The organism is Streptomyces syringium, assembly GCF_017876625.1.
GTDB classification, from domain to species: Bacteria; Actinomycetota; Actinomycetes; order Streptomycetales; family Streptomycetaceae; genus Streptomyces; species Streptomyces syringius.
The window spans coordinates 7,283,435-7,306,094 of sequence record NZ_JAGIOH010000001.1 but is presented as its reverse complement, the minus strand read 5'-3'; the positions used below and the strand labels follow the sequence as shown (position 1 = coordinate 7,306,094).

The window sequence follows — 22,660 nt, the reverse complement described above, 5'->3', positions numbered from 1 at the left end:
GGGGTGCCGCGGGGCACCGAATCGGGATGACCTTCGTGATCCACACTGGGTGTCCCGGTGTCCCGGACACATGAGGGGACGGTCGCGCTGCGGTCCCCCGTCCCGTCACGGGCGACCGGGACCGACGGCCGCCGCCAGGTCCCGGCCGGCCGGCCCGTGCCCGGCCGGGGAGGCCTCGGTAGCGGCCCCGGCGGTCCCGGTATCACGCGGCGTCCCCGTGCCCCGGCCGGTGATCGCGTCGAGCCCGGCCCGCAGGAGGTCCTCGCCGACCCGGGCGGCCAGGTGACCGCCCTCGATGTGCGGCTCCCCCAGCCGGTCGAGGAGCACCAGCGCCGGGCGGCCCGGTGCGGCGGTGCCGCGCGGGGAGGGCATCCCGGGGGCCGCGCCGCGGCGCAGCGCCACCAGGACGTCGTCGGCGGTGACGGTGGCGGGCAGCTCCATGGGGACGCCCCACCGGGCCACCAGGTCCCGGTGCGCCCGCTCGCCCTCCTCGTCCAGCAGCCCCGAGAGCCTGGCCACGCGGGCGGCGACGAGCATGCCGAGGGCACTCGCCTCGCCGTACCGCGGCGCGTCGGCGCCGAGCCCGCGCAGCGCGTCCGCGACGGTGCGCCCGTAGTGGAAGGCCATGGCGGGACCCTGCTCCAGCGGGTCGTAGATCATGAGCGTGGCCCGCACCTCCAGGGACAGGGCGATGAACGACGCCAGGGTCTCCGGGTCGTACCGGGCGTCGCGGCACAGCCGGCCGGCCACCCGGTCGTGGAAGGCCGGGCTGACGGCCAGGACGTTCCTGACGAGCGCGCTCAGTCCGGAGCGAAGGGCGGCCGGGCTGAGCATCGTCAGGAAGTCCAGCTGGACGCGGACGAGGACCGGCGCGGGGCGGGGGCCGGTGGGGCCGACGAGCGACAGTGCCGAGTCCGACATCGCCCGCAGGGTGGTCGGCAGATACACCAGGCGGTGGCGGCCCCCGGTACGGGCGGCCAGCCGGCCGGCGGCGTCGATGACGCGGGTGCCGCCCAGGGCGACGATCACCGAGCCGGGTGTGAGGGCCGCGCAGTCGGGGACGTCCTGGCCGGTCAGCCACCGCACGCAGGTGGGTGCGGCCGTACCGAGGTGGTGCAGGACGCGGGCGATGTGCGCCCGGGGCAGGGTGCGCTCCGTCACGATCACGAAGGCGTCGGGGGCCGGTTCGGCCGCGATCCGTGCCAGTTCGGACCAGGAGTCGTCCCCGTGCCGCACCTGTACCGGGAATCCCACGGATCCGGCGACCAGGTACCTGTCGAGGGCGAGCGGTGAAGCGAAGACAGACATGAGGGGCTCGTTCGTTGAGCTGGATCGGATGGTCACCCCTCACGATCAGCCGCTCGGCGGCCCAGGGGCATGAGGTCCCGGCCCCGTCCCTGCCCCGTCCGTCCCAGCCCGGTCTCCCGGGGGAGGCGGGCGGGCTCCCTGGTGGGCGGCCCGCCCGCCGGCGCTCAGGAGGTCGCGGCGCCCATGTAGTCGGCCCAGATCCGGGGTGGGAAGACATTGCCCCGCTCCGACTTCTCACCGCCGACGTCCGACATGGGCAGCAGCTGCGGCTCGCTCGGCTTGGTGCGGAACATGGCCACGGCGGTGGACAGCTCCTTGGTGTATCCGACGAACCACGCGGACTTCAGCCGGTCCTGGTCGCCGGTGCGGCCCGCCGCGAAGGGACCGATGCTCCCGGTGGTCTTCGCGTCGAGTGCCTCGGCGCTCTTGGCCCCGGCCTCGCGCAGCACGTCGGAGACGTCGTTCGCCACGTCCTCGTCGAGCGCGCGCTGTGCCCGCGTCTGCTGGAAGCCCTCGACCGGCTTGCCGTCCTTGAGCAGCCTGGTCACGGAGTACGGGTCGTTCTGCAGGCCCTGATTGGCGAAGGTGCCGTAGGCCCCTGCCATCCGGATGGCACTCGGCGTCGAGGTGCCGATGGGGAAGGTGCGCTCCAGCGGCGCCATGCTGTCCTTCAGCAGTCCGGCGCGGACGGCGGTGTCCCGGACCTGCTCCAGCCCCACATCGCGGCCGAGCTGGACGAAGGTCGCGTTGCCCCCGGTGATCGAGGCCTGACGCAGGGTGGGGTGTGCCTCGTCGGGGCCTTCCAGGCCCGGCGTCCCGGGACCGGGCGGCTGGGTGGGCCGGGCGGCCGGGAAGACGTCCGCGGACTGCTGGAGCGCGCCGTCCTTGCCGTAGTAGCTGTCGAGGGAGACGTCCTGCCGTCCACCGTCGCCCGATCCGGCGCGCGCGCCGTTCTTCAGGGCGGCGGCGAGGACGAACGGCTTGAACGCGGAGCCGACGGGCACGCCGGAGGTGTCGGCGTTGTTGGTGAAGTGCTTGGTGGCGTCGGGGCCGCCGTAGAGGGCGACGATGGCACCGTCCGAGGGCCGTACCGAGGCGGCGCCGACCTGCACATCGGTGTCGGAGTCGCGCTTCTTCGGGTCGATGTCGCGCTTCAGGACGCCTTCCACCGACGTCTGCAGCTGCCGTGTCCTCTTCTTGTCGAAGGTGGTGTGGATGCGGTAGCCGCCGTGGCCGAGGTCCTTGTCGGTGAGCTGGGTGCGCTGCTTGATGTTCTTGTTGGCGACGTCGACGAGATAGCCGATCTGGCCGTTCAGGCTGGTGGAGGTGGACTGCTTGCGCGGTTCGGGGAAGGTCCGGTACTTGTTCCGCTCCGAGCGGTCCATGAGCCCGGCCCGGACCTGCCGGTCGAGGATCCACTTCCAACGGTCCTCGGCCCGCTCGTGGTTCTTCTCCCCGAGCGAGGGGTCGTACTGCTCGGCCCCCTTCAACAGCGCTGCCAGCAGGGCGCTCTGGCTGGGGTTCAGCTTCTTGGCCGGTATGCCGTAGTAGGCCTGGGAGGCGGCCTCGATGCCGTACGCGCCGCGGCCGAACCAGCTGGTGTTGAGATAGCCCTGGAGGATCTCGTCCTTGCTCTTCTTCCGGTCCACCTTCAGCGAGATGACGAACTCCTTGACCTTCCGCGTGATCGTCTGCTCCTGCGAGAGGTAGGTGTTCTTCACGTACTGCTGGGTGATGGTGGAACCACCCTGGGTCTCCTTGCCCTGCGCGGTGCTGAAGAAGGCACGCAGGATGCCCTTGAAGGACACACCGGAGTCGCTGTAGAAGCTCTCGTTCTCCGCCGCGATCACCGCGCTCTGGGCGGACTTCGGGACGTCCGCCAGCCGGATGATGTTGCGGTTGACCGCGCCCAGGCTCACCATCTGCGTGCCGTCGGCCCAGTAGTAGGCATTGGCCTCCTGACGGGCCGCCACGTTCTCGTCGGGGATCTCCACGCTGGTGTAGACGTAGGCGAACAGCGCGCCCAGGCAGGCGAGGCAGAGGGTGAAGGTGCCCAGGAGCTGACGCCACGACGGAAGCCAACGGCGCAGCCCTCGTCTGCCGCGGCGCGGGTAGTCGATGAAGCGCCGCCGCCTGTGCGTGCCCGCGGCCTTACGGCGGGGCAGGCGAGGCCTGTACCGGTCCATGCCCATGGTCCTATCGCTCCTCGACGAGGCAGCTTTCCTGCCTTGCATCGGTTCGTCCTGTGCCGTGAGTCGGTTCGTCGACTCAGACGATCACGAGCCCTACCCGGTTGGCCTGCTTGTATGAGCGTTTGATGACAACCGGTGGGGAACGGCCCGACGCCTCGGTGGGTGCCCGCTGCGGGCACCCACCGAGGTAGGTGACGGCACGGTCCGGGAGCGGAACCCCTACGGTTCGGGGTGCCAGGCCGGTCCGTCCTGGTTCGGGCGGACCCGACCGAAGACCACGTCGGCGAAGTGGACCCCGAAGCCGATCGTGTCCGGCCGTGCGAGCTCGGCCACCAGGCGACGGCGGTGGACGGCGGACTCCACCGGGTCGTGGTCGGGGCCGGCCGACCAGTCGGGGTGGTCGATCTGCACGGAGGTGTGCATCGCGTCACCGAACGCGATGAGACGCCGGCCGCCCGAAGTGATCGTGTAGGCCGTGTGACCGGGGGTGTGACCGGGCGTCAGGAGGACCCGGACCCCGGGGAAGATCTCCTCGTCGTCGACGACGGTACGGACCTGGGGCTCCAGCGTGGTCAGCATCTCCTGCGTCACCCCGTGCCCGGCATTGGGGCGGCGCTGCGTCCACTCGGGCTCCGAGAACAGATACCGCGCGCCGGCGAAGGCGATCCGGTCCGTCCCCGGAACGGGGAGGCAGGCCCAGCCGAGGTGATCGGTGTGCAGGTGGGTGAACGCCACCGCCTCGATCTCCTCCGGCGCGCGGCCGAGGGCGGCGAGACCGTCGAGCAGTTCACCGCCGTGGATGGCGCCGATGTACGGGTGCTCGGGATCCGCCGGCCAGGCCTGGGGCCCGAAGCCCGCGTCGATCAGCAGGGCCCGCTCGCCGTGCTCGACGAGCAGCCCGCCGATGCTCGCCACCAGATTGCCGGTGGCGTCGAGGTACTCGGGGTGGGCCGCCCAGTACTCCTCGGTCGAGTCCGCCAGCCAGCCGAGCGGCTTGAGCTCGACCGCCCCGTCCGGGACGTAGCTGATCTTCAGCTCGCCCAGCCCGAACGACCGGATCCCCGACACCCGGCGTAACCGCCGACGGCTTTCCGGCTCGTCCTGCGAGGCATCGGTCGTACGGGCGGATGCGGGACGCGTCATGGCCGCGGTCTCCTTCTCGTGACGGGGCACCGCTCGGGCGGCGCTACCCAAGAAACTTACAACTAGAATCATTCAAGTTGCAATGGTGAAAGCTTGATGCAACTGAGTAGAATGACGGGCATGACCAATGACCTCGTGCCCGGGGACCCAATGGTCGGTGCAGAGCCGCGCGCCGCCGCAGAGCGGGAGTTGTGCGGGCTGGTGGGCGGACTGGCCCGCCAGCTCGAGTCGCACGTGCGGGAGCGCGCGGCGCAACTGGGTCTGACCGCCCCCCAGGCGACCGCGCTGCGTGAGCTGACCGGCCCGATGACCATGCGTGAACTCGCCGACCGAATGAGCTGTGAGCCCTCCAACGCCACCTTCGTCGTCGACCGGCTGGAGAAACTGGCCCTGGTCGAACGCCGCCCCCACCCCACGGACCGCCGCGCCAAGCAGCTGGCCCTGACCGGCGACGGCACCGCCCTGCGCAACCGCCTCCTGGAACTTCTGACCCACCACTCCCCACTGGCCGCCCTCAGCCCTCAGGAACAGCGCACCTTCCACGCTCTGCTGCTCCGGACGAGAAAGAGGTAGCGGACCGGGCGGCGGGGCCCGGCCGTGGACGGCTTCGCGGTAGCGACGCGTTTACGCCCATCGCGTTGACAGCCGTGCCGGGCCACCGCAATAGTCTCCACCGCGCCCGCCACTCACGTCATGACGGGCCATCAGGCAATCGGTCCAGCACTCGCACACGCACGTGATCAGCAGTGATCGAGAGGCGCCGGCCCATAGGGGCCGGCGACCCACCCCGCTCGGCGGGAGATCCCGGAGGATCGCACATGCGTCAGAGATTCCTGACCGTATCCGCAGCGGCCGTGGCCCTGGCCGCCATGGCCTGGGCACCCCAGGCACAGGCCGCCGGCCCGGCGGCGGGCGGCGCCGTCGCCGTCCTGGACCAGCAGCAGATCAACCTCAAGCAGAACGGCTGGGGGGACGCGCGAAGCTGCGTCGTCCACTCCAAGTCCACCGTCCGCTGCTTCACGACCCACGCCGAGGCGGACAAGGCACTCGGCTACTCCCGGGCGACGGACCCGCTCGTGACGAACGCCAAGGACCCCTCGGTCCTGATCCCGGCGTGCGCCAGCGGGTGGACGTGCCTGTACGAACACAGCAACGGCGGCGGGCGCCGGCTGATCTTCAACGACTACTACTGGCACAACCTCAACGAGTACGGCTTCGACAACCAGACGTCCTCCTGGCGCAACAACCAGACGGACTCATGGGCCTGGCTCGCCGGGGGCACCGGCGGCACGGGCGGCCAGATCAGCCTCTCCACCAAGTCCTACAGCTCCAACCTCGGCTCCTACAACGACTGGGCCAGCTCGGTCGCGGCCTGACGGCCGACGGGACCGGCGGCCCTGTTCCCGCCGGCCGTGTGGTGAGCGGGCCCGGCAGGGCCCGCTCACTGTCCTCACCAGGCGCGCTCCTCCACCGACAGGACCAGCGTGCGCTCGGCGGCCAGCCGCAGGATGCTGCCCTTCTGCGGATCGAGGTTCAGCCGGACGCCGTGGTACCGGGGTGTGGTGGCGGAGAACCGGAGATTGCCCGCGGTCATCTCCAGGACCCCCTTCATGAAGACCCTGACGTCGGGGCGCTCACCCAGCGGGCCGGCCAGGACCTTGTCGTGAGCCGTGTGGAGGGCCGCTTCGGCGGCGTCCAGCTCCTCGCACAGGCGGTCGACGGCGCCTTGCAGAGTCAGGCCCTCGCTCTGCTGGAGGACGGTGACGGCGTTGACCACCGGGCCGCCGGAGAAGAGGTCGCGCCGGTAGGAGAACAGGTCGTTGACCAGGACGCCGAAGCGTCCGCTCGCCCGGCAGAGGGCCTCCAGGTCGGCGTCCGCCCGGCGCAGCCCGGCGACGTCCGTGGCGGTGGCGTACTCCACCAGTCCGAAGGCCGCCTCGGCCGCGGCGGTCAGCAGCCGGTGGGTGACATAGGTCTCCAGATCCGGGTCCTTCAGGGGGGTGTCGAGCGCGCGGACACAGGCCTCGAACCATTCCTCGCACACCGATGTCAGCCGGGTGTACTGCTCGGGGGTCATCCGGCGCCGGACACCGTCGAGGACATCGGCGTAGGCCGCGACCCACGGCGAGGTGAGGTCCGGCTCGCCGTGGTGCGCGCGGACGCAGGCGTCGACGGCCGAACGGATCAACTCGCGGTGACCGCCGCCCTCGTCACCGTCGTCGCCACCCCGGAGGTTGTCGAGGGTGTCGTCGATGGCGAAGAAGTAGGTGGTGAAGGCGGACAGATCCGCGAACCGTTCCACCGGCGCCGAGGGGTAGGCCCACTCCGGGAACAGGACCACCGGCCACAGGGCGTACCGCAGCTCCTCCTCGGACAGCGGCAGGAACGCAAGATGCCGGCCCGCCCACTCCAGCACCCGCGCGGAGACCTCGGCGGCCTGCGGATGCCGGGTGGCCACGAGCCCGCGTCCCAGCGGGGGCAGCCGGATGGTGACCGGTTCGGCCCCGGGCACCGCGGCGAGGGGCGGGCAGCGGTCCTGCCCCGGGGCTCTCGTCTCGATGATGTCGTCCATGTCTCCCTCATCTCCCGCCGGGTCGGCACAGGACCGACCTTGGCAGGCCGCCCCCGGCACCGGGGGAATCCGGTGCGGCGCGTCGCGGTGCGGCCGGGCGCACCCGCTCCCCGCCGGGCGGACGCCCGCCCGTCCGCTCCCCTCCCGGACCGGTGCCGGATCGCCGCCCGGCCTGCACCGTTGAGCCGGCGTTGATCGAAGGTTGACGGGCCGCTCCTAGAGTCCGGCGTAACCGGTCCGGGCAGCGGCTCAGACGGTCGCGAAGCCGCCCGGGACACCGGACACCGGCAATGAGGAGGAGTTCCCATGGAGAACCTGTTCGATCTGGATGTGGAAGAAATCGCCGTGCCGTCCTTCGACGAGACCGGGGCCGCGGACGCGCTCGGCTTCGTCTCGTTCCCCACCCCGGTCACCGGTCGGGTCTGCAACCCCGACACGGGCTGCATCTGCTAGTCCGCCCCACGGCGCGTGGGTGGGGTACCGGGTCGCCCCCGGCTCCGGCACCCCACCCACGCCGGGGAGCGAGGATCACCGAGGCGGCGAAGGGAAACGAAGGTGTTGCGGGTGCCAGGCAGGGACAACGGGGACGGGGCCGCGGGGTTCGCCTGTGCCGATACCGTCCTGCTCCGGGCGGCCGTCCGTCCGCCGGGCGCCGTGGCGGGGAGCCCGGATCCGGGGGATGCGGCCCGGCTGCGGCAGGCCGCGGCCGACGGTCTGTTCCGTGAGGCCGTCGCCCTGGCCAGTCCGTCCCTGGCCCGTGTCCTGGACAGGGCCGCGGCGGGGCAGGCCCTGTCACCCAAGGAGACACGCCGGGCGTTCCGCGCGGTGACCCGCTATCAGCTGCGGATGAGCGGCCGGGCCACCCCCTTCGGCATCATGGCCGGAGTGACCGCCGCCGGTTTCGGCCCCGTCCCCCGGGCACACTGGGGCTCGGCACACACCAAGGCCGCCCGGGCGGACATGGGCTGGCTCCTCGACGTCGTCGCCCGCCTGGAACGCGACCCCACCGTCCTGGCCCTCCTGGACGTCACCGCCAATGACCTGTGCACGGTCCGCGGCGACCGGCTCGTCCTGCCCTTCGTCCCGGCACCGGGGCGGGGCGAGGGACCGCACCGGGACGGTACGGGCACCCAGGAGGTGTCGGTACGTCACACCGACCCCGTGCGCCGCGCCTTCGAGCTGGCCGCGACCCCGGTCGCCTGGCCCGATCTGGTCAAACTGCTGGGCGAGGACCATCCGGACGTGGCCACGGACACCGTGGCGCGGATGGCCGCCGAGCTCGTCCGCCTCGGCCTGCTGCTCACCGGGCTGCGGCCGCCGCTGGACGACGGCGACCCGGTGGAGCACGTCCTCGGCCTGCTGGCCGGGCACAGCGGTGCCCTCTCGCCCGACAGCCGCCGGGTCGTCGACGAGCTGATCGACATCCGGAGCGGGCTGGCGGCCTACGCCGCCGCGCCCGTCGGCCGGGGCGGCCCGGCGCTGGCGGCCCTGACCGACCGCATGCGCGCCCTTCGGCCCGCCGAGCATTCGGTGCAGGTCGATCTGGCGCTGGACGCCGACGTCCGCCTGCCGCTCGTCGTACGGGAGGAAGCGGAACGCGCGGCCCGGGCGCTGGTGTCCTTGTCCGCGGGCCGGCCGGGCCCCCGTCATCTCCGCGACTTCCATGCCGAGTTTCTGGAACGCTACGGCACGGGCAGGCCGGTTCCGCTGCTGGAACTGCTCGATCCCGCGCGCGGGCCGGGCGTCCCCGACGGTTACGGCGCCGCCCGCGCGCCCGGCGGCCGTTGGGGCGGCGGGAGCGACGAAGGGGTGGGCGCGCGCGACCGGCTGCTGCTGGCCTGGGCCCAGGAGGCGGCCATGGCGTCGCGGCGCGAGCTCCTGCTCGACGACGAGCTGCTGGCCGAACTCCGCGGGGCCGCTGCCGGGCCCGCCCCGGCGGACGGCCCCGGCCCGCCGCCGTCGTTCGACCTGCTGGCCGAGGTGCTGGCAGACTCCGTGACGGCCATGGCCGAGGGCGAGTTCCGGCTGGTCGTGGGCGGGGTGTCCGGGGTCGCGGGGGCGGTCGCCGGACGGTTCGCCCATGTGCTGGGCGAGGCCGCCGAGGACTTCGGCCGCGTCGTACGGTCCGCACCCACCCGCAATCCGGCGGCGGTCCGCGCCCAGTTGGGCTTCTCGCCGCGCACGGGCAGGGCCGCGAACGTCTCCAAGGTCCCCGGGTGGCTCGATCACACCATCACCGTGTCCGCGTTCACCGACCGCGGTTCCCCGCGCGCCCTCGGTCTCGCGGAACTGGCCGTGGTGGCCGAACCCCGGCGGCTGGCCCTGGTGTCGACCGCGCTGGGGCGCGAGGTCGTCCCCACGCTGCCGACCATGGTGCTGCCCCCGGGCAACGCCCCCGATGTGGCCCGTTTCCTGGAGGAGATCCCGCGCGGCGGCGAGGCCGCGTGGCCGGGGTGGGACTGGGGCACGGCCGCCGCCCTGCCCTTCCTGCCGCGCGTGCGCTACGGCCGGACCGTGCTGGCACCGGCCCGCTGGCGGCCCGCCGATCCCGCGCTCGGCACGCCCGCCACACCACCGGGCACCTGGCGGCGGCGATTCGCCGCCTGGCGCGCCAGGGCGGGCGTGCCCGACGAGGTCGCCTCGGTGTACGCCGACCACCGCATCGCCCTCGATCTGAAGGATCCTGAACACCTGGAGTTGCTGCGGCACGAGTGGCAGCGCCGCCCGGGGGCGTTCCTCCAGGAGCTGCCCGCGGCGGGTGCGTACGGCCACGGCTGGTCCGGGGGTCGGCCCACCGAGGTCGCCTTCCCGCTCGTACGGACCACCCCGGGCACGGCCCGGCCTCCGGCCATCGGCCCGGTCCGTCCGCACCCGGTCCACGCCCCGGGGTCGCGGTGGCTGTACGCCAAGCTGTACTGCGCCGCGGAACACCAGGACACGCTGCTCGCCCGGCGGCTCCCCGGCCTGCTGAGCCGGCTGCCCGAGGGGGTGGACCGCTGGCACTTCCTCCGCTACAGCGACCCCGCGCCCCACCTGCGGCTGCGTTTCCACGGCACCCCGGAGGTCCTCGGCGGCCGGCTGCTGCCCCTCCTGGGGCGGTGGGCCGACGAGTTACGGCGGCAGGGCTGGTGCGCGCGCATGGTGCTGGACGCCTACGAACCCGAGTGGGAGCGCTACGGCGGGCCCGAGGCGATGGCGGACGCCGAGGCGGCCTTCGACGCGGACAGCCGGGCCTGCCTGGATCAGGTGGCCCTGCTCCGTGAAGGCGCCCTGGACATCGACCCGCGGCTGCTGGCCGCGGCCAATTACGTGGATCTGGCCCACCGTTTCTTCCCCGGCACCGACGGCCCCGGCCACCGCGAGGCGGCGTACCGGCTGGCGGCCGACGCGGGCCCGCTCGGGCACCGGGCGGCACCGGCCGCCCTGCGGCAGGAGGCGCGGCGGCTCGTCGATCCGGACGGCCGGTGGATCGAGCTGGCCCGGCGGCCGGGCGGGGCGCAGGTGCTGCGCGCCTGGGAGCGGCGCGGCCCGGCCGTCGCGGCGTACGGGGCCCGGCTGCGCGGTCTCGGCGAGGCGGCGTGGGCCGAGGGCGGCGCGGTCCTGACGTCGCTGTCGCACATGCATCACAACCGGCTCGTGGGAACGGCCCGCGGTGCCGAGGAGGAGTCGCTGGCCCTGGCGCGTCTGGCGGTCCGGGCGCACATCGGCCGGGAGCAGGCGCGGGCATGAGCACACGGGACAGGGCGGCGGCCCTCTCCGCCGACATCGCCGGGCGGCTCGCCGACCCGGACCGCGTCCGGGCCCTGCTGCCGGCCCGGGGGGACCCGTCGCGGACCCTCACCTTGAGCGACGGCGCGCCGGGCATCGCGCTGCTGCACCTGGAGCGCGGGCGGGCGGCGGAAGGCGCCCTGGGCGCCGCGCACCGGTGGCTGGCCCACGCGGTCGCCCACGCCAACGACGCGTCGGGGGCCACCCCTCCTTCGGCTCCGGGCCTGTATCTGGGCATCCCCGCGCTGTCCTTCGCCATGTGCCGTGCCGAGCTGGTCTCCGGCCGCCCGGTCCGGGCCGCCGCACGGCTCGCCGGGCACGTGCGGGCGTTCGCCCGGGGGCTCGCCGCCTGGGAACGGCGGCGCCGCCCGCACGGCGGGGAGTGCGTGAGCGTCGGGACGTACGACGTGATCTCGGGGCTGGCGGGCCTGGGCGCGCATCTGCTCGACGGCCGGCAGGACGGTGTCGAGGGCAGCGGCGAGACGCTGGCCGAGGTCCTGACGGCACTGACGGGGCTGGCCGTGCCGCTGCGGCTCGACGGGCGTTCGCTGCCGGGCTGGTGGACCGCCCAGCACTCCTCCGGTTACGCGCCGACGGCCCCGGAGACCGGCCATGCCAACGTCGGCCTGGCGCACGGCGCGCCCGGTCCGCTGGCCCTGCTGGCCCTGGCCTGGCGGCACCACGTGGTCGTGCCCGGGCAGGAGCGGGCCATCCGGGTGCTCGCCGAGTGGCTGATGGACATCGAGCGGCGGGACGAGGAGGGCAGCTGGTGGCCCCGCACGCTGGTGCTGGCCCCCGGCGGGGCCGTGACCGCCAACGAGAGTGCACCGGGCCGGGCGTCGTGGTGCTACGGAACCGTGGGCATCGCGAGGGCGCTGTATCTGGCGGGGAGCGCGCTGGACGTGCCCGAGTGGCGCCGTGCCGCGCTCGCCGGCTGGCACGCGGCGCTCTCCCGCGCCCGTCACGCCCAGGGCGGGCCGGCGGGGACGGGGTTGACGGACGCGGGGTTGTGCCATGGCTGGGCCGGTGTCCTGCAGGCCACCTGGCGCATGGCGGACGACACCGGGGACGCGCGACTGCGCGCGTGGCTGCCCTGGCTCGCCGACCGGGTCCTGGAGCTGGCGGCCCCCGACCGGCCCTTCGGCCTGCGGCCCCCGCTGCCGGACGCCGGCACCGTCAGCGACCCCGCCGGCTTCCTCACCGGCGCGGCGGGCGCGGCACTCGCGCTGCACACCTTCGCCACCGACACCGCCCCGGTGACCCGCTGGGACCGGGCGCTGCTGCTGGCGTGAGCCGGGTGTGCGGGGACGTGGGACGATCGGCGGGTGAACACGATCTGCGCCGCGGTGCGCCGGACGCGCCGCCCCGGGCGAACGGCCGCGCCGGTCGCCGTGACCGCTCTCCTCGCCGCCTGCACCGCCTCCCCCTCGGCCGCGCCGTCGACGGACGCGGCCCCTCCCCGGCCGTGCGCCGAGATCACGGCGGGTCCCGTCGACGGTGCCATGGGGCTGCGTTCGCTGACCCTGGAGTTGGTCAACTGCGGTGCGCGGCCCTACACCGTGCAGGGCTCTCCGGTGGTCCGGGTCCTGGACGGCGACCGCGAGCGGATCGACGTCACGGTCACCGAGGGGCCCTCCTCCGTCGCCGGCACCGGCGGCGCGAGCCCCCGGGCCGTGACCCTGCGGCCCGGGGAGAAGGCCGTGGCGGGGCTGCTGTGGCGGACCACCGTGCCGGATCCGGCGGCGACCGCCGTGCGCGCCACGTACCTTCAGGTGGCCCCGGCGAAGGGGGAGCCCTGGCAGACGGTGAAGCCGGACTCCGTCATCGACCTGGGGACCACCGGCAAGGTCGGTGTCAGTCCGTGGAAGCCGCCGTCCCGGAGGTGAGAGACGGGCCGGGGACGTCGCCCACGCCGTGTGACGGGCCGTCGGGAGACGCCGCGGTGCCCCGCCGGGCCCGGGGGCGCGGGGAGTTGACGCGTCGTCCGCGGGATGTGATCCAGATCATCGCCCCGGTGGCGGGGCAAGCGGGGCCGTCGTCAGCGTGCGCATGGCATGATCATGCGGATCATTACCGGCGGGTACACAACGCGCCCGCAGCCGTGTGACGCAATCCGCAGGTGTCGATTCCCTGCGGCCTGCCCCCACCTCACGCTTCCGAGGATCCCATTTTGCGCAAGACCCACAGAAGTACCGCTTTACTGCCCGCTCTCGCCGCCGCCTCCCTGCTCGTCGCCGGGTGTTCGGCCGCCTCCCCCTCCCCCGGCGCGGCCGGCGGCGACGCGGAGCCGAAGGGCGGCGCTTCCCCGGTGGCGGCCCCCGCCCCGCAGCTCGCCGTCCAGGCGGCGCCGGACCGTGCTGCCGGTGCCCCGAGCGCCGTGGCCCGTCCCTCCGGCGGCGGCCGTCAGGCACAGAAGTCCTCGCTGAAGATCGCCTCGTTCGACCGCAAGAGCGGACGGGCCGTCATCTCCGGCGCGCCGGACGTGCCGAAGAAGCCCACGCCGGGTCACACGTCGCCGGCCGAGGCGGCACCCCCGAAGTCGGCCGTGGCCGTCGGTGACGTCATCGCGAGCGCGCCCGCCCCCGGCGCGCCCAACGGTGTGCTCGCCAAGGTCACCAAGGTGCTGGGGAAGACCGAGCGGGGCACCGAGGTCAACACGGCCCCGGCGACCCTCGGTGCCCTGCTGGGCGACGCCAAGGCCGACGGCAAGGTGCCCGTCGACCCGGCCGCCATGAAGGTCGAGCCGCTGCTGAAGGGCACGAACGTCTCCTGGGCGAAGACCGGTGACGTCCGGTTCGGGCCCCAGGGCGGGAAGGTGCCGCTGGGCAGCCTGCGGATCGATGTCGGAGCCTCGGTCCCCACGGCCAAGGGCGCTCCGGTGTCCGCCGAGGCATCGGTGGCGGGCTTCGTCCAGCTGGCCCCCGAGGTCGACTTCTCCTACAACGGCGGCGGGTTCGGCTCCGCGGGATCGCCCGGGACCGCGTCCCTGGGGCTCTCCGGCGACTGGTCCTCGCAGTGGGAGCTGAAGGGACAGGCGGCCGGGTCCACCAAGGACGGCAAGCCGCTGCGGCTGCCGTTCGCGAAGCTGCACGCCGCGCCCGTCATCCAGGTGGGTCCGGTACCGGTCGTCGTGAACGTCGACCTCACCTGCTACCTCCAGGTGGACGGTGACGGCCGGATCGGTGTCGACGTCAAGCAGAGCGTCAAGGGCGACTTCCGGGTCGGCGGCAACTACACCCGGGGCAAGGGCTGGAGCCCCGTTTCGAAGTCCGGCCTGAAGGCCACCCCGGTGGTCGCGACGGCGACCGCGGCGGGCCAGGTGAAGGCCACGCTCGGCGCCGAGGCGGCCGTCGGGCTGTACGGCATGGCGGGTGTCAACGCCGAACTCGCCCCGTACCTGCGGGCCGAGGCCGAGGGCAGCGCCACCGGTGCGAGCGACGGCACCGCCTCCGCCACCGGACGGTGGGCGGCGTTCGGCGGGTTCGACCTGTCGGGCGCGCTCCAGGCGCAGCTGCGGATATTCGGCACGCCGATCTTCGAGAAGCGCATTCCCCTCGGTTCGCTGCACCGGGAGTGGAAGCTCGGAGGCGGCCAGGGATCGGTGTCCACGGCACCGCGGGCCAAGGGGCACTGAGCCCCCGGAGGGCCGGGTGCCCGGGAGGAGTTCGACTCCTCCCGGGCACCCGGCCCGTGGGCGTCGCGGGGGCTCGTCGGCAGTGCCCGCCGAGCCGTCACCAGGGGCCGAAGGGCACGAGGTCCGGGCCGACGCTGTGCCAGTCGTCACCGCCCTCGTGGACGCGGTGGAAGAGGTGCCCGCAGTACCAGACCACCACGTCCTGCCCGTCGGTGCTCTCGCCGTTCACATACGCGTCGAGGCCGTCGGCGTGCGCCCCGCCCTGCCTGCCGTAGCGGTCCTCGCTCGCGCGGTAGCGCAGCAGCCACAGGTCGGAGGAGGAGAAGGCGTTGGCGACGCCGTCGTTCGCGCCGGGCAGCAGATGGTAGCCGCGCCCGCTGTCCCGGTCGAGGACGGCCCAACTGCGCCGGGAGGGCGGGTTCTTCACCCTTTTGGCCTCGGTGCGGAACGGGTGCCAGCCGACTCCCCAGCCCTCGTCGGCGGTGTAGTTGTTGTATTCCAGCAGCAGATCGCGCCGGCTGTTGTCGATGTCGAAGTCGAACCGCCAGTAGGTGTGATGCCGGTGGTCGTAGTGGCACTGGAGTCCCGCGCTGAAGAGCCGGGGCATCACCACACCGTGCTCCCAGAAGGTCCAGCGGTGCGTCAGCCGGTAGGCGCCGATGGTGTGGTAGGACTCCACGCTCAGGGCGCGCCGCCCGGCGCCGGTGTAGGAGTAGGCGCAGACCCGGCTCCGGGGGCAACGGGTCGTGGGGTGGGCGTTGTTGTAGTTGAGGGGGTCCTTGAACGGGCCGCAGGGCCCGTGGTACTGCACCCGCAGCGAGGGCAGGCTCGCCTTCGAGAACACGCGGTGCCCCCGGTAGGAGGCGGCCAGGATCACGATGCCCTCTTCGTCGGGCGCGTCCGCCAGCCGCCAGTCGAAGACCCACAGCGGATTCGCGGCCCCGGGCCACACGACGTGCCCCGTCTCACTCATCGCCGTCACCTCCCGCGCCGAGCACCCGCTCCTCGCCGAGGTCCACGATGACCCGGACCCGGGGCAGCCGCTCGTCCGGCAGCCCGAACCCGACGTAGGCCCGGCGGTGGCCGTGGTGCTCGTCGCCCTCGGCGACGTCGCTGGTGAGCAGCACCATGGGGACGCAGTCGGCAGTGGCCCGCCGGACGACCTCGGGGTGGGTCCGGGCGAGCGTCACCGCACGCGCGATCTCGGCGTCGGACAGGCCGGGTTGGGCGGAGCTCTCCACCAGGCCGGTGACCGTGGGCGGCGCGCCGTCGTCGAGGGTGATCTCCAGGGTCCGTCCGCCCGTGTAGTCGTAGGCGAGGACGAGGATCGCGGGGGTGGCCCGGTGCTTGTCGTCGGTGAGGGCGCTCGCGCCGAGGAGGGCGTAACGGCAGCCGTCCAGCGCGGCGCGGACCCGGTCGTCCGTCGTCAGTACGGGTGAGACCCGGCTCAGCAGTTCCTCGCCCGTGGGGGCGGCCGCGCGCTCGCAGACGAGGGGCTCGGCCGGGCCCGGCTCCGGGCCGGGGCCCGGGATGTCGCGGATCGCGGGTTCCACGGTGGCGGGGAACTCCGGCAGTCGAGGTCGGTCCGGTGGGGGTTCGAGACGGATATCTGGCATGGAACACCCTTCCCTCCCGGCTCCCGCTCCCGCAGCCGGGCGCGGAGCACCCCGGTATGTTTCCCCGCGCCTCCACCGCGCCACCGGCTGTGACGGGCGGGGTGAGGTGCGGGCCCCCGGCCGGGCTCCGGCGCGCGCCGAAGGGCGCGCGGAGAGGGGTGCGCGGAGGTCCCGGGACGGAAAAGGAGACCTGGTGCCGCCGAAGGGGCGACGCTCAGACGCCCAGCCCCGCGTCGCGTGCCAGCAGCGCCGCCCGGACCCGGTTCTCGCAGCCGAGCTTGGCGAGGATCCGGCTGACGTACGTCTTCACGGTGGCCTCGCTCATATGGATCCGCCGGCCGGCGTCGGCGTTGGACAGCCCCTCGCCGAGCAGCGCCAGCACCTCGCGCTCCCGCTCGCTCAGCACCGCCACCCGCCGCCGTGCCTCCTCGGACCGGGAGGCGGCGGGGCCGGCGGCGAGGGAGTCCGCCACATGGCGGGTGGCCGCGGGCGAGAGGTACGCGTCGCCCGCGGCGGCCGCCCGGACCGCCGCGATGAGTTCACCGGGGGCCGAGTCCTTCAGCAGGAACCCCGCCCCACCGTGCCGCAGCGCCCGCAGGACGTTGTCCCGCTCGCCGAAAGTGGTCAGGATCAGCGCCCGGACGCCGGGGGCCGTGCGCCCCAGCTCGGCGAGGGCCGAGAGGCCGTCCAGGACGGGCATCTGGATGTCCAGCAGCGCGACGTCCAGCCGGTGCCGGAGCGCCAGCTCGACCGCCTCGCGCCCGTCCGCCGCCTCGGCGACGACCTCGATGTCGTCGGCGGACGTGAGGATCATCCTGATCCCCGCCCGGATGAGGGGCTCGTCGTCGGCGACGAGGACGCGTATCACCTGGTCTCCTGCTGGTTAGTTCTTGACGTCGAACTCACGCTTCTCGATCAGTTTCCCGTCCTTGAAGCAGAACCGGTACACGGTGTCGGTGGACAGGCCCTTCGACGAATCGGTGGACAGCAGCGTAAGGCAGCCGGCGCCCGGGGGCTCGGGCGGCGCCTGGCGCTTGGCGTCGATGGTGAAGAAGGACTTGCCCGAGGGCAGCTTCTCGCGGACCCGGTCCTCGGGGTCGCCGACGTGCACCGACGCGTAGACACTCGGGTCGATCATGGCCTTGTCGACCTCGTCCAGCAGCTTGCCCGCGCCGAACACCAACGCCACCACGAGGCCGGCCAGGATCAGCACCCCCGCCCCGCAGCCGATCAGACAGCCGTGGTTCCTCCTCGTCGACCCCATGATGTTCTTGAACTCCTCGCGCGGATCGGACCAGTCGATGACCGGTCCACCGTCGCCGGGGGCCTCGGCACCGGTCTGCTGCCGGAAGTCGTCCGTCGCGTCGCCGAAGGTCGTCTTTCGCGCCTCCCCCGTCTCGTACGGCAGCACCCCCGCGAGCCGGAAACCGCCGGCGTCCACCGGTCCGGCGTGCACCATCCCGCCGACCAGCCGGGCCCGCTCCCGCAGCCCCATGAGCCCCTGCCCGCCGCTGACCGCCCCGGGCCACGGCGCGGACTCCCCCGGTACGGGGCCGTTGGCGACCTCCACCACCAGCGAGTCGGGTTCGTAGCGCAGGCTGACGGTGATCGGCGCGCCGGGCGCGTGCTTGTACGCGTTGGTCAGGCCTTCCTGCGCGATGCGGTACGCGGCGTGGTCGGCGGCCGGCGCCAGCGGCCGCGGCTCCCCGGAGCGTTCGAGCAGCACCGGGGTGCCGGCCGCGGCCGCCGACTCGACCAGGGCCTCGATGCCGGCCACCACCCGGGAGGCGGCCTGGGCTGCCGGCTCCTCCTGCGCACCGCCGTCCTTGAGGATGCCGACCACTTCGCGCAGTTCGTGCATGGCGGCCACGGACGCCTCCCGCAGCACCCCGACCGCCTCGCGCTGCCGGCCGGTCAGCTCCCGGTCCACCTCGAGGGCGCCGGTGTGCACGGCGATCAGGGCGAGCTGGTGACCGAGGCTGTCGTGCATGTCCTGGGCGATGCGCTGGCGTTCGCGCATCCTGGCCTGCCCGGCGATCATCTGGCGCTCGCGCAGCAGCTGGGCGTTGCGCTCCTGCAGAGCGCGCAGCAGGGTGCGCCGCTGGGACCAGTAGCGGCTGGCGAGGCCCGGCACGACCACCGAGACCAGGAAGAAGAGGGTGGTGAGGACCAGGGTCGAGGGGGTGGGGGGATCCTCGACGAGGGAGAGCCCGACGCACAGCACACCGGACGCGGTGAAGGCCACCAGGGCCCGCACCACGCCGTCGATCCGCCGCCCGGCGGACCAGGCGACCGGCATGAGCAGCAGCACTCCGCCCGGCGACACCCCGGCCAGGGCTCCCGAGGCGAGCAGGACGGGCGTGGGCAGCGCGCGCCGCAGCAGCGACAGGGCGGCGACGACGATGGCGACGGCGGCCGTCCGAGGCCAGCCGGCCCCGCTGATGTCCTCCAGGCCCGCGGCGAGCAGGCCGAGCACCAGGGCCAGCGCGCTCTCCCCCACCAGCCGCCGCCGGGGCCACTGGCCCGGCTCCGTCACCCGTCGCCACAGGCCACGGGCCCACGCTGTCGCTCTCATCCCCGCACCATAAGCAGCGCGGGCGGCCCTGGGCGTACATCCAAAGTCTCGACTTGGGCCGACCAAAGTCGAGACCGGCGGGCAAGGCGGCTTCGGCGGACCGCCCTCGGTCCGCCGAAGCCGCCTCCCGGCCGGCTCAGCCCTGCCGGTCGTCGACGACGGCGCGCAGCTTGCCGCTCGCCGCCGTACGGGCGAAGTCGGCGCCGTCGGCCGTCTCCACGACGAGGTCGAGCAGCCGGTCGTCGACGGCCGAGCGCAGTTCCTCGTAGCCCGCCAGGAAGGCCGCCCGCAGCTCCTTCGGCCCCGCCGTGTCCGTGGCCTCGACGCGGACGGTGAGCTGTTCGCGGGCCTCGGTGCGGGCGAGCAGCACCTGGAGTTCGCCGCGGTAGCCGCGGTCCTGCTCGGCGATGGCCACGAAGCGCCGGTAGTTGAGGAAGTACGACGCCACGCGCATCACGTCGCCGCCCCGGCCGAGCAGCTCGAAGCGCGGCGACGTGTTGCCGCAGGGGCAGGGGCCGGGCAGGGCGCGGCCGAGGTCACCGATGACGTACCGGCCGAGGTTCTGGCCCCGCCGGGCGTGGGTGGAGAACACCAGACGGCCGGTCTCGCCGGGCTCGACCGGCCGGTCGGCGTCGGTGTGCAGGATCTCCATGGTGTGCAGGTCGGCGTGCAGGTGGTGGACGCCGCCGGTGGACTCGGTGCACTGGTAGCCGAGCGGGCCGAGGTCGGTGGATCCGTAGGTGATGGAGCGGACCATCTCGATGCCGAAGTCCTCGGTCAGGACGCGGCGCTGCTCGGCGGTGAAGTGCTCCCCGCCGTAGAAGATCTTGCGGATGCCGCCGTACGAGCGCAGCAGGTCCGCCTGGTCGTGGAGGAGCTGCCAGAGGTAGGAGGGCATGCCGAAGAGGGTGTCCACCTCGTGGGTGACGAGCATCTCGGCGGTGACCCGGTGGTCGGGGCCGGCCGCCATCGGCATCTGGGTTCCGCCCAGCCGCTCCAGGATGGAGAAGAAGCTGATGAAGCCGCCGTACATGCCGCCGCAGAAGAAGAGGTTGGCGGTGCGGTCGCGCGCCGGGTCGTAGCCCGCGGCGAGCAGGCCGCGGGCGGCGGCGCGCATCTGCGTGTCGTAGTCGTCGTAGGTGAACAGGGACAGGGCGGGCTTGCCGGTGCTGCCGCCGCTGCGGAAGTACAGCTCGGCGTCGCGCGGGTCGACGGCGTCGTTGAGCTTCTGGACGGCGGCCTTGTCGAGCAGCGGTCCGGTGGGCGGCGGGAAGGAGACCTGCCGGGTCAGGTCGTCGAGGCAGGCCGTGGTGGCGAAGCGCTCGTCGGCCTGGACGGCCACGCGGCGGCTGTAGCGCTGGAGGGCGTAGACACCGTCGTGCGGCTCGCCGGAGTAGCCGCCGAGCATCCGGCCGAGCGGGGTGACGCGGGTGGCCCCGGCGGCCAGGGCGAGACGGGACAGCTCCGCGATGTCGGTGCGGCCACCGGCGATACCGGCGGTCTGCAGATAGCGGCGCATGGGGCGCAGGGTGCCGAGGAGGTTCTTGCGCGGCAGGGGCTTGACCCACACGCTGCGGTGCAGCGGGGAGGCGGTCAGCGCCGGCCGGACATCGGCCATGACACGCCAGGAGCCGTCGGGGGCGGCGATGACGCGGGTCAGGTCCAGGTGCTCCTCGAGGCGGGCGATGAGCTCGGTGGTGGTGAGCTCGGCCTCCTCCGCGGGGCCCGTCACGGTGTCGCGCTCGGCGGGCGGCATGCCGCCGAGAACGGCGGCGAAGCGCTCGGCGAAGGCGAACACCTCGTCGTGGTCCTCGGTGTCGAGGTAGACGACCTGCGGGCTGGAGCACGCCTGCTGTTCGTGCAGGCAGACGTCCGTCGCCAGGGCGGCCAGGGCGGCCGGGTCCTGCCAGGCGTCCCGGGTGAGGTAGGCGAAGGAGATCTTGTGGCCCCACTCCACCAGGCGGCAGCCGGGCGGCACGTGGGCCGCGACGCCCTGGACGGCACTCTCGCCGCCCCACACCGCCACGGCGTCGGCGGGAGCGCACATCATGCGCAGCCAGTCCTGCCGGGAGGAGGAGAAGCGCAGCACGATGACGCGCTCGGCGATGGCGCCCGTGGGGTCCAGGGCGGCGAGTTCGGCGAGCAGGTGCTGGGCGAGGAGGGTGTCGGCGCTGCTGGTCTTGAGGACGTTGACGTTGCCGGCGAGGAGTCCCTCGACGAGGCTGAGCGGCGCGACGGTGGCGGCGTTGCCGGGGGCGATGTGCGCGACGAGGCCGACGGGGGCCCAGGCCTCGTAGACGGTCTCCTTGGCGTCGGGGCGGTTCAGCCGCTGCGGGCTGGTGCCGCCGAGCTCGCGGCGGAGCTTTGTGGTCAGCTCCGCCCGGCTGAGGAAGGCGGCCAGTTCGGTCAGGACGGTGGTGTCCTCGCCCTCGGCCAAGTGCTCCGCCAGGCGGGCGTGCGTGGGGTGGGCCGGGTCGCGCAGGGCGGCCGCGAGCTGTTCGCAGGCGGCCAGGACGGTCTCGGTGTCCAGCGGCTCGGCCAGTGCCGCCTCGACCGTGGCGGACAGGCCGGCCAGCCGGCGGCCCGCTTCCTCGTCGTCGACGAACGCGCCCTGCCAGTAGTGGTGCTGCACGCTTTCGGTCATCACGACATGCCCTTCATCAGTTCGGCGGCGGCCACCGCACAGCTCTTGTTGCGGCTCACTCCGGCACGGCCGTGGAGGGTGAACCAGGGGGTGTTCAGCTCGCAGCCGCATTCCTCGCCCGGGTGCAGCGTGGCGAGGTCGCCCATGACGACGCTCTGCGCCGGTACGGAGGTGATGTACGGCGAGACGAGGTGCAGATAGCCCGCCTCGCCGTACGGCAGCGGTTCGAGCGTGCGGGTGGAGCGGATGAACACCCGGGACCAGACGGGAGCGTGCAGGCGGTGGTGGTCGCACTCGATGTAGGGAATGCAGTGCTCGACGGAGCCGAAGGTGTCACGGATCCGCTCGGAGGGGACCCCCAGCTGCTCGGTGATGCGCCCGTACAGCTCGTCCTTGCCGATCTGCTGGTCCGCGTGGCCCTTCCAGCCACCGCCGAAGAGGATCAGCGAGCCCTCGGGGAGCGTGAGGGGCGGCAGTCCCATGGCGCGCATCCGCTCCAGGGTGAACCAGAGGAACGCGGGGAAGCCCAGGATGCGGACGGGGACGTCGTCCTCGGCGTAGCGGCGCAGCGCGGCGACGACTCCGAAGGGGTCGAACTCGTGCCCGTTGCCGGTGTTGCGCAGGGCGTACTCGACGTTCCGGGCGGGCGCGAAGTCGCAGAGGTAGTTGTCGGTGAAGGAGGTGCCCAGCTTCAGGTCGGGTGCGGGCTGGTAGCTGAAGAGGAGGTAGTTGACCTCCTGGTCGGGGGTGATCCAGCCGTTGCGGTCGAAGATGCGGGCGACCATGCGCTGGGCGGAGCGGATGGTCCATTCGTCGAAGAACATCTGTGACTTCTGGCCGGTGGTGCCGGAGGAGGTCAGGTGCAGATGGACGTCGTCCCGGGGAATGGACAGCACCTCGTGACGCTTGAAGAAGTTCGCGTGCACGAGCGGGGCGGTGAACTCCCCGGCCGGGGCGGTTTCTTCCGCTGACCGGGCTGTGTCCTCGGCGGCCTCGGTGGCCTCGGTGGCCTCGGCGGCCTCGTGGAGCCTGTGGAAGAACGGGGAGCGTGCGCTGTGCCAGGCGTTGATCTCGGCCATGGCCGCGGCGAACAGCTCGTCCTCGGCGGGGCCGACGGCGTAGGGGTCGGTCAGGTCGCACAGTTCCTGGACCCGGGACAGCAGAGCCGGGTCGGGGACGTCGACGGGAGCGAGGTGGGGATTCATCGG

17 protein-coding genes are annotated in these 22,660 nt (G+C 73.4%); 7 read left to right on the top strand and 10 right to left on the bottom strand.

Going from position 1 to position 22,660, the window contains the following annotated elements; genetic code table 11:
* Positions 1–105 precede the first annotated feature (105 nt).
* The 3 genes from JO379_RS31300 to JO379_RS31290 form a co-directional block, all read right to left on the bottom strand.
* Entirely contained in the window at positions 106–1,308 is a 1,203-nt protein-coding gene (locus JO379_RS31300) for a 3-dehydroquinate synthase family protein (RefSeq protein WP_209518112.1), read from the bottom strand.
* 164 nt (positions 1,309–1,472) lie between these two features.
* Entirely contained in the window at positions 1,473–3,494 is a 2,022-nt protein-coding gene (locus JO379_RS31295; protein ID WP_209518111.1) for a transglycosylase domain-containing protein, read from the bottom strand.
* Positions 3,495–3,719: 225 nt separating this feature from the next.
* The gene (locus JO379_RS31290) at positions 3,720–4,643 is read right to left on the bottom strand and encodes an MBL fold metallo-hydrolase (RefSeq protein WP_130880385.1); all 924 of its coding nucleotides are present in this window, start codon (positions 4,641–4,643) and stop codon (positions 3,720–3,722) included.
* 120 nt (positions 4,644–4,763) lie between these two features.
* Here JO379_RS31290 and JO379_RS31285 point away from each other — a divergent pair, with 120 nt between their 5' ends.
* Both JO379_RS31285 and JO379_RS31280 read left to right on the top strand, forming a co-directional pair.
* Positions 4,764–5,216 carry a MarR family winged helix-turn-helix transcriptional regulator gene (locus tag JO379_RS31285; protein WP_229822751.1) on the top strand — a complete coding sequence of 151 codons (453 nt, stop codon included), beginning with the start codon at positions 4,764–4,766 and terminating at the stop codon, positions 5,214–5,216.
* 245 nt (positions 5,217–5,461) lie between these two features.
* A complete protein-coding gene (locus tag JO379_RS31280) occupies positions 5,462–6,019 on the top strand; it encodes a peptidase inhibitor family I36 protein (RefSeq protein ID WP_130880384.1) in 558 nt (185 codons plus the stop codon).
* Positions 6,020–6,093: 74 nt separating this feature from the next.
* On the opposite strand, the gene JO379_RS31275 is transcribed toward JO379_RS31280, so the two are convergent.
* Positions 6,094–7,215, bottom strand: a complete 1,122-nt coding sequence (locus JO379_RS31275) for a terpene synthase family protein (protein WP_209518109.1) — start codon at positions 7,213–7,215, stop codon at positions 6,094–6,096.
* 306 nt (positions 7,216–7,521) lie between these two features.
* Here JO379_RS31275 and JO379_RS31270 point away from each other — a divergent pair, with 306 nt between their 5' ends.
* The 5 genes from JO379_RS31270 (at position 7,522) to JO379_RS31250 (ending at position 14,617) form a co-directional block, all read left to right on the top strand.
* Positions 7,522–7,668 carry a hypothetical protein gene (locus tag JO379_RS31270; RefSeq protein ID WP_165451616.1) on the top strand — a complete coding sequence of 49 codons (147 nt, stop codon included), beginning with the start codon at positions 7,522–7,524 and terminating at the stop codon, positions 7,666–7,668.
* 111 nt (positions 7,669–7,779) lie between these two features.
* Complete coding sequence (locus tag JO379_RS31265; protein WP_209518107.1) at positions 7,780–10,944, top strand: lantibiotic dehydratase; 3,165 nt, start codon at positions 7,780–7,782, stop codon at positions 10,942–10,944.
* Positions 10,941–12,275, top strand: a complete 1,335-nt coding sequence (locus JO379_RS31260; protein WP_209518105.1) for a lanthionine synthetase C family protein — start codon at positions 10,941–10,943, stop codon at positions 12,273–12,275. The genes JO379_RS31265 and JO379_RS31260 overlap by 4 nt, the downstream gene beginning before the upstream one ends.
* A gap of 33 nt (positions 12,276–12,308) precedes the next feature.
* A complete protein-coding gene (locus tag JO379_RS31255) occupies positions 12,309–12,869 on the top strand; it encodes a DUF4232 domain-containing protein (RefSeq protein ID WP_209518103.1) in 561 nt (186 codons plus the stop codon).
* Between the two features lie 284 nt (positions 12,870–13,153).
* Entirely contained in the window at positions 13,154–14,617 is a 1,464-nt protein-coding gene (locus JO379_RS31250) for a hypothetical protein (protein WP_209518101.1), read from the top strand.
* Positions 14,618–14,714: 97 nt separating this feature from the next.
* Here JO379_RS31250 and JO379_RS31245 read toward each other — a convergent pair whose 3' ends face one another.
* The 6 genes from JO379_RS31245 to JO379_RS31220 all read right to left on the bottom strand — a co-directional run bounded on the left by JO379_RS31245 (position 14,715) and on the right by JO379_RS31220 (position 22,657).
* Positions 14,715–15,590: a hypothetical protein gene (locus JO379_RS31245; protein ID WP_209518099.1), complete on the bottom strand. Its 876-nt coding sequence runs from the start codon at positions 15,588–15,590 to the stop codon at positions 14,715–14,717.
* Positions 15,583–16,233 carry a hypothetical protein gene (locus JO379_RS31240; RefSeq protein ID WP_209518097.1) on the bottom strand — a complete coding sequence of 217 codons (651 nt, stop codon included), beginning with the start codon at positions 16,231–16,233 and terminating at the stop codon, positions 15,583–15,585. Before JO379_RS31240 ends, JO379_RS31245 begins: the two co-directional genes overlap by 8 nt.
* Before the next feature lie 214 nt (positions 16,234–16,447).
* On the bottom strand, positions 16,448–17,101 hold the full coding sequence (locus tag JO379_RS31235) for a response regulator (protein ID WP_130880376.1): 654 nt from the start codon (positions 17,099–17,101) through the stop codon (positions 16,448–16,450).
* 15 nt (positions 17,102–17,116) lie between these two features.
* Positions 17,117–18,808, bottom strand: coding sequence for a sensor histidine kinase (locus JO379_RS31230; RefSeq protein WP_209518094.1), 1,692 nt, complete (start codon positions 18,806–18,808; stop codon positions 17,117–17,119).
* Positions 18,809–18,944: 136 nt separating this feature from the next.
* On the bottom strand, positions 18,945–21,452 hold the full coding sequence (locus JO379_RS31225; RefSeq protein WP_209518092.1) for an aldehyde dehydrogenase family protein: 2,508 nt from the start codon (positions 21,450–21,452) through the stop codon (positions 18,945–18,947).
* The gene (locus JO379_RS31220; RefSeq protein ID WP_209518986.1) at positions 21,452–22,657 is read right to left on the bottom strand and encodes a LuxE/PaaK family acyltransferase; all 1,206 of its coding nucleotides are present in this window, start codon (positions 22,655–22,657) and stop codon (positions 21,452–21,454) included. Before JO379_RS31220 ends, JO379_RS31225 begins: the two co-directional genes overlap by 1 nt.
* Positions 22,658–22,660: the final 3 nt, after the last annotated feature.

Excerpts from the sequence above, each read along its gene's own strand:
- JO379_RS31300 (WP_209518112.1), bottom strand. The coding sequence starts at position 1,308 with ATGTCTGTCTTCGCTTCACCGCTCGCCCTCGACAGGTACCTGGTCGCC.
- JO379_RS31295 (WP_209518111.1), bottom strand. The coding sequence starts at position 3,494 with ATGGACCGGTACAGGCCTCGCCTGCCCCGCCGTAAGGCCGCGGGCACG.
- JO379_RS31290 (WP_130880385.1), bottom strand. The coding sequence starts at position 4,643 with ATGACGCGTCCCGCATCCGCCCGTACGACCGATGCCTCGCAGGACGAG.
- JO379_RS31285 (WP_229822751.1), top strand. The coding sequence starts at position 4,764 with ATGACCAATGACCTCGTGCCCGGGGACCCAATGGTCGGTGCAGAGCCG.
- JO379_RS31280 (WP_130880384.1), top strand. The coding sequence starts at position 5,462 with ATGCGTCAGAGATTCCTGACCGTATCCGCAGCGGCCGTGGCCCTGGCC.
- JO379_RS31275 (WP_209518109.1), bottom strand. The coding sequence starts at position 7,215 with ATGGACGACATCATCGAGACGAGAGCCCCGGGGCAGGACCGCTGCCCG.
- JO379_RS31270 (WP_165451616.1), top strand. The coding sequence starts at position 7,522 with ATGGAGAACCTGTTCGATCTGGATGTGGAAGAAATCGCCGTGCCGTCC.
- JO379_RS31260 (WP_209518105.1), top strand. The coding sequence starts at position 10,941 with ATGAGCACACGGGACAGGGCGGCGGCCCTCTCCGCCGACATCGCCGGG.
- JO379_RS31245 (WP_209518099.1), bottom strand. The coding sequence starts at position 15,590 with ATGAGTGAGACGGGGCACGTCGTGTGGCCCGGGGCCGCGAATCCGCTG.
- JO379_RS31240 (WP_209518097.1), bottom strand. The coding sequence starts at position 16,233 with ATGCCAGATATCCGTCTCGAACCCCCACCGGACCGACCTCGACTGCCG.
- JO379_RS31230 (WP_209518094.1), bottom strand. The coding sequence starts at position 18,808 with ATGAGAGCGACAGCGTGGGCCCGTGGCCTGTGGCGACGGGTGACGGAG.
- JO379_RS31225 (WP_209518092.1), bottom strand. The coding sequence starts at position 21,452 with ATGACCGAAAGCGTGCAGCACCACTACTGGCAGGGCGCGTTCGTCGAC.
- JO379_RS31220 (WP_209518986.1), bottom strand. The coding sequence starts at position 22,657 with ATGAATCCCCACCTCGCTCCCGTCGACGTCCCCGACCCGGCTCTGCTG.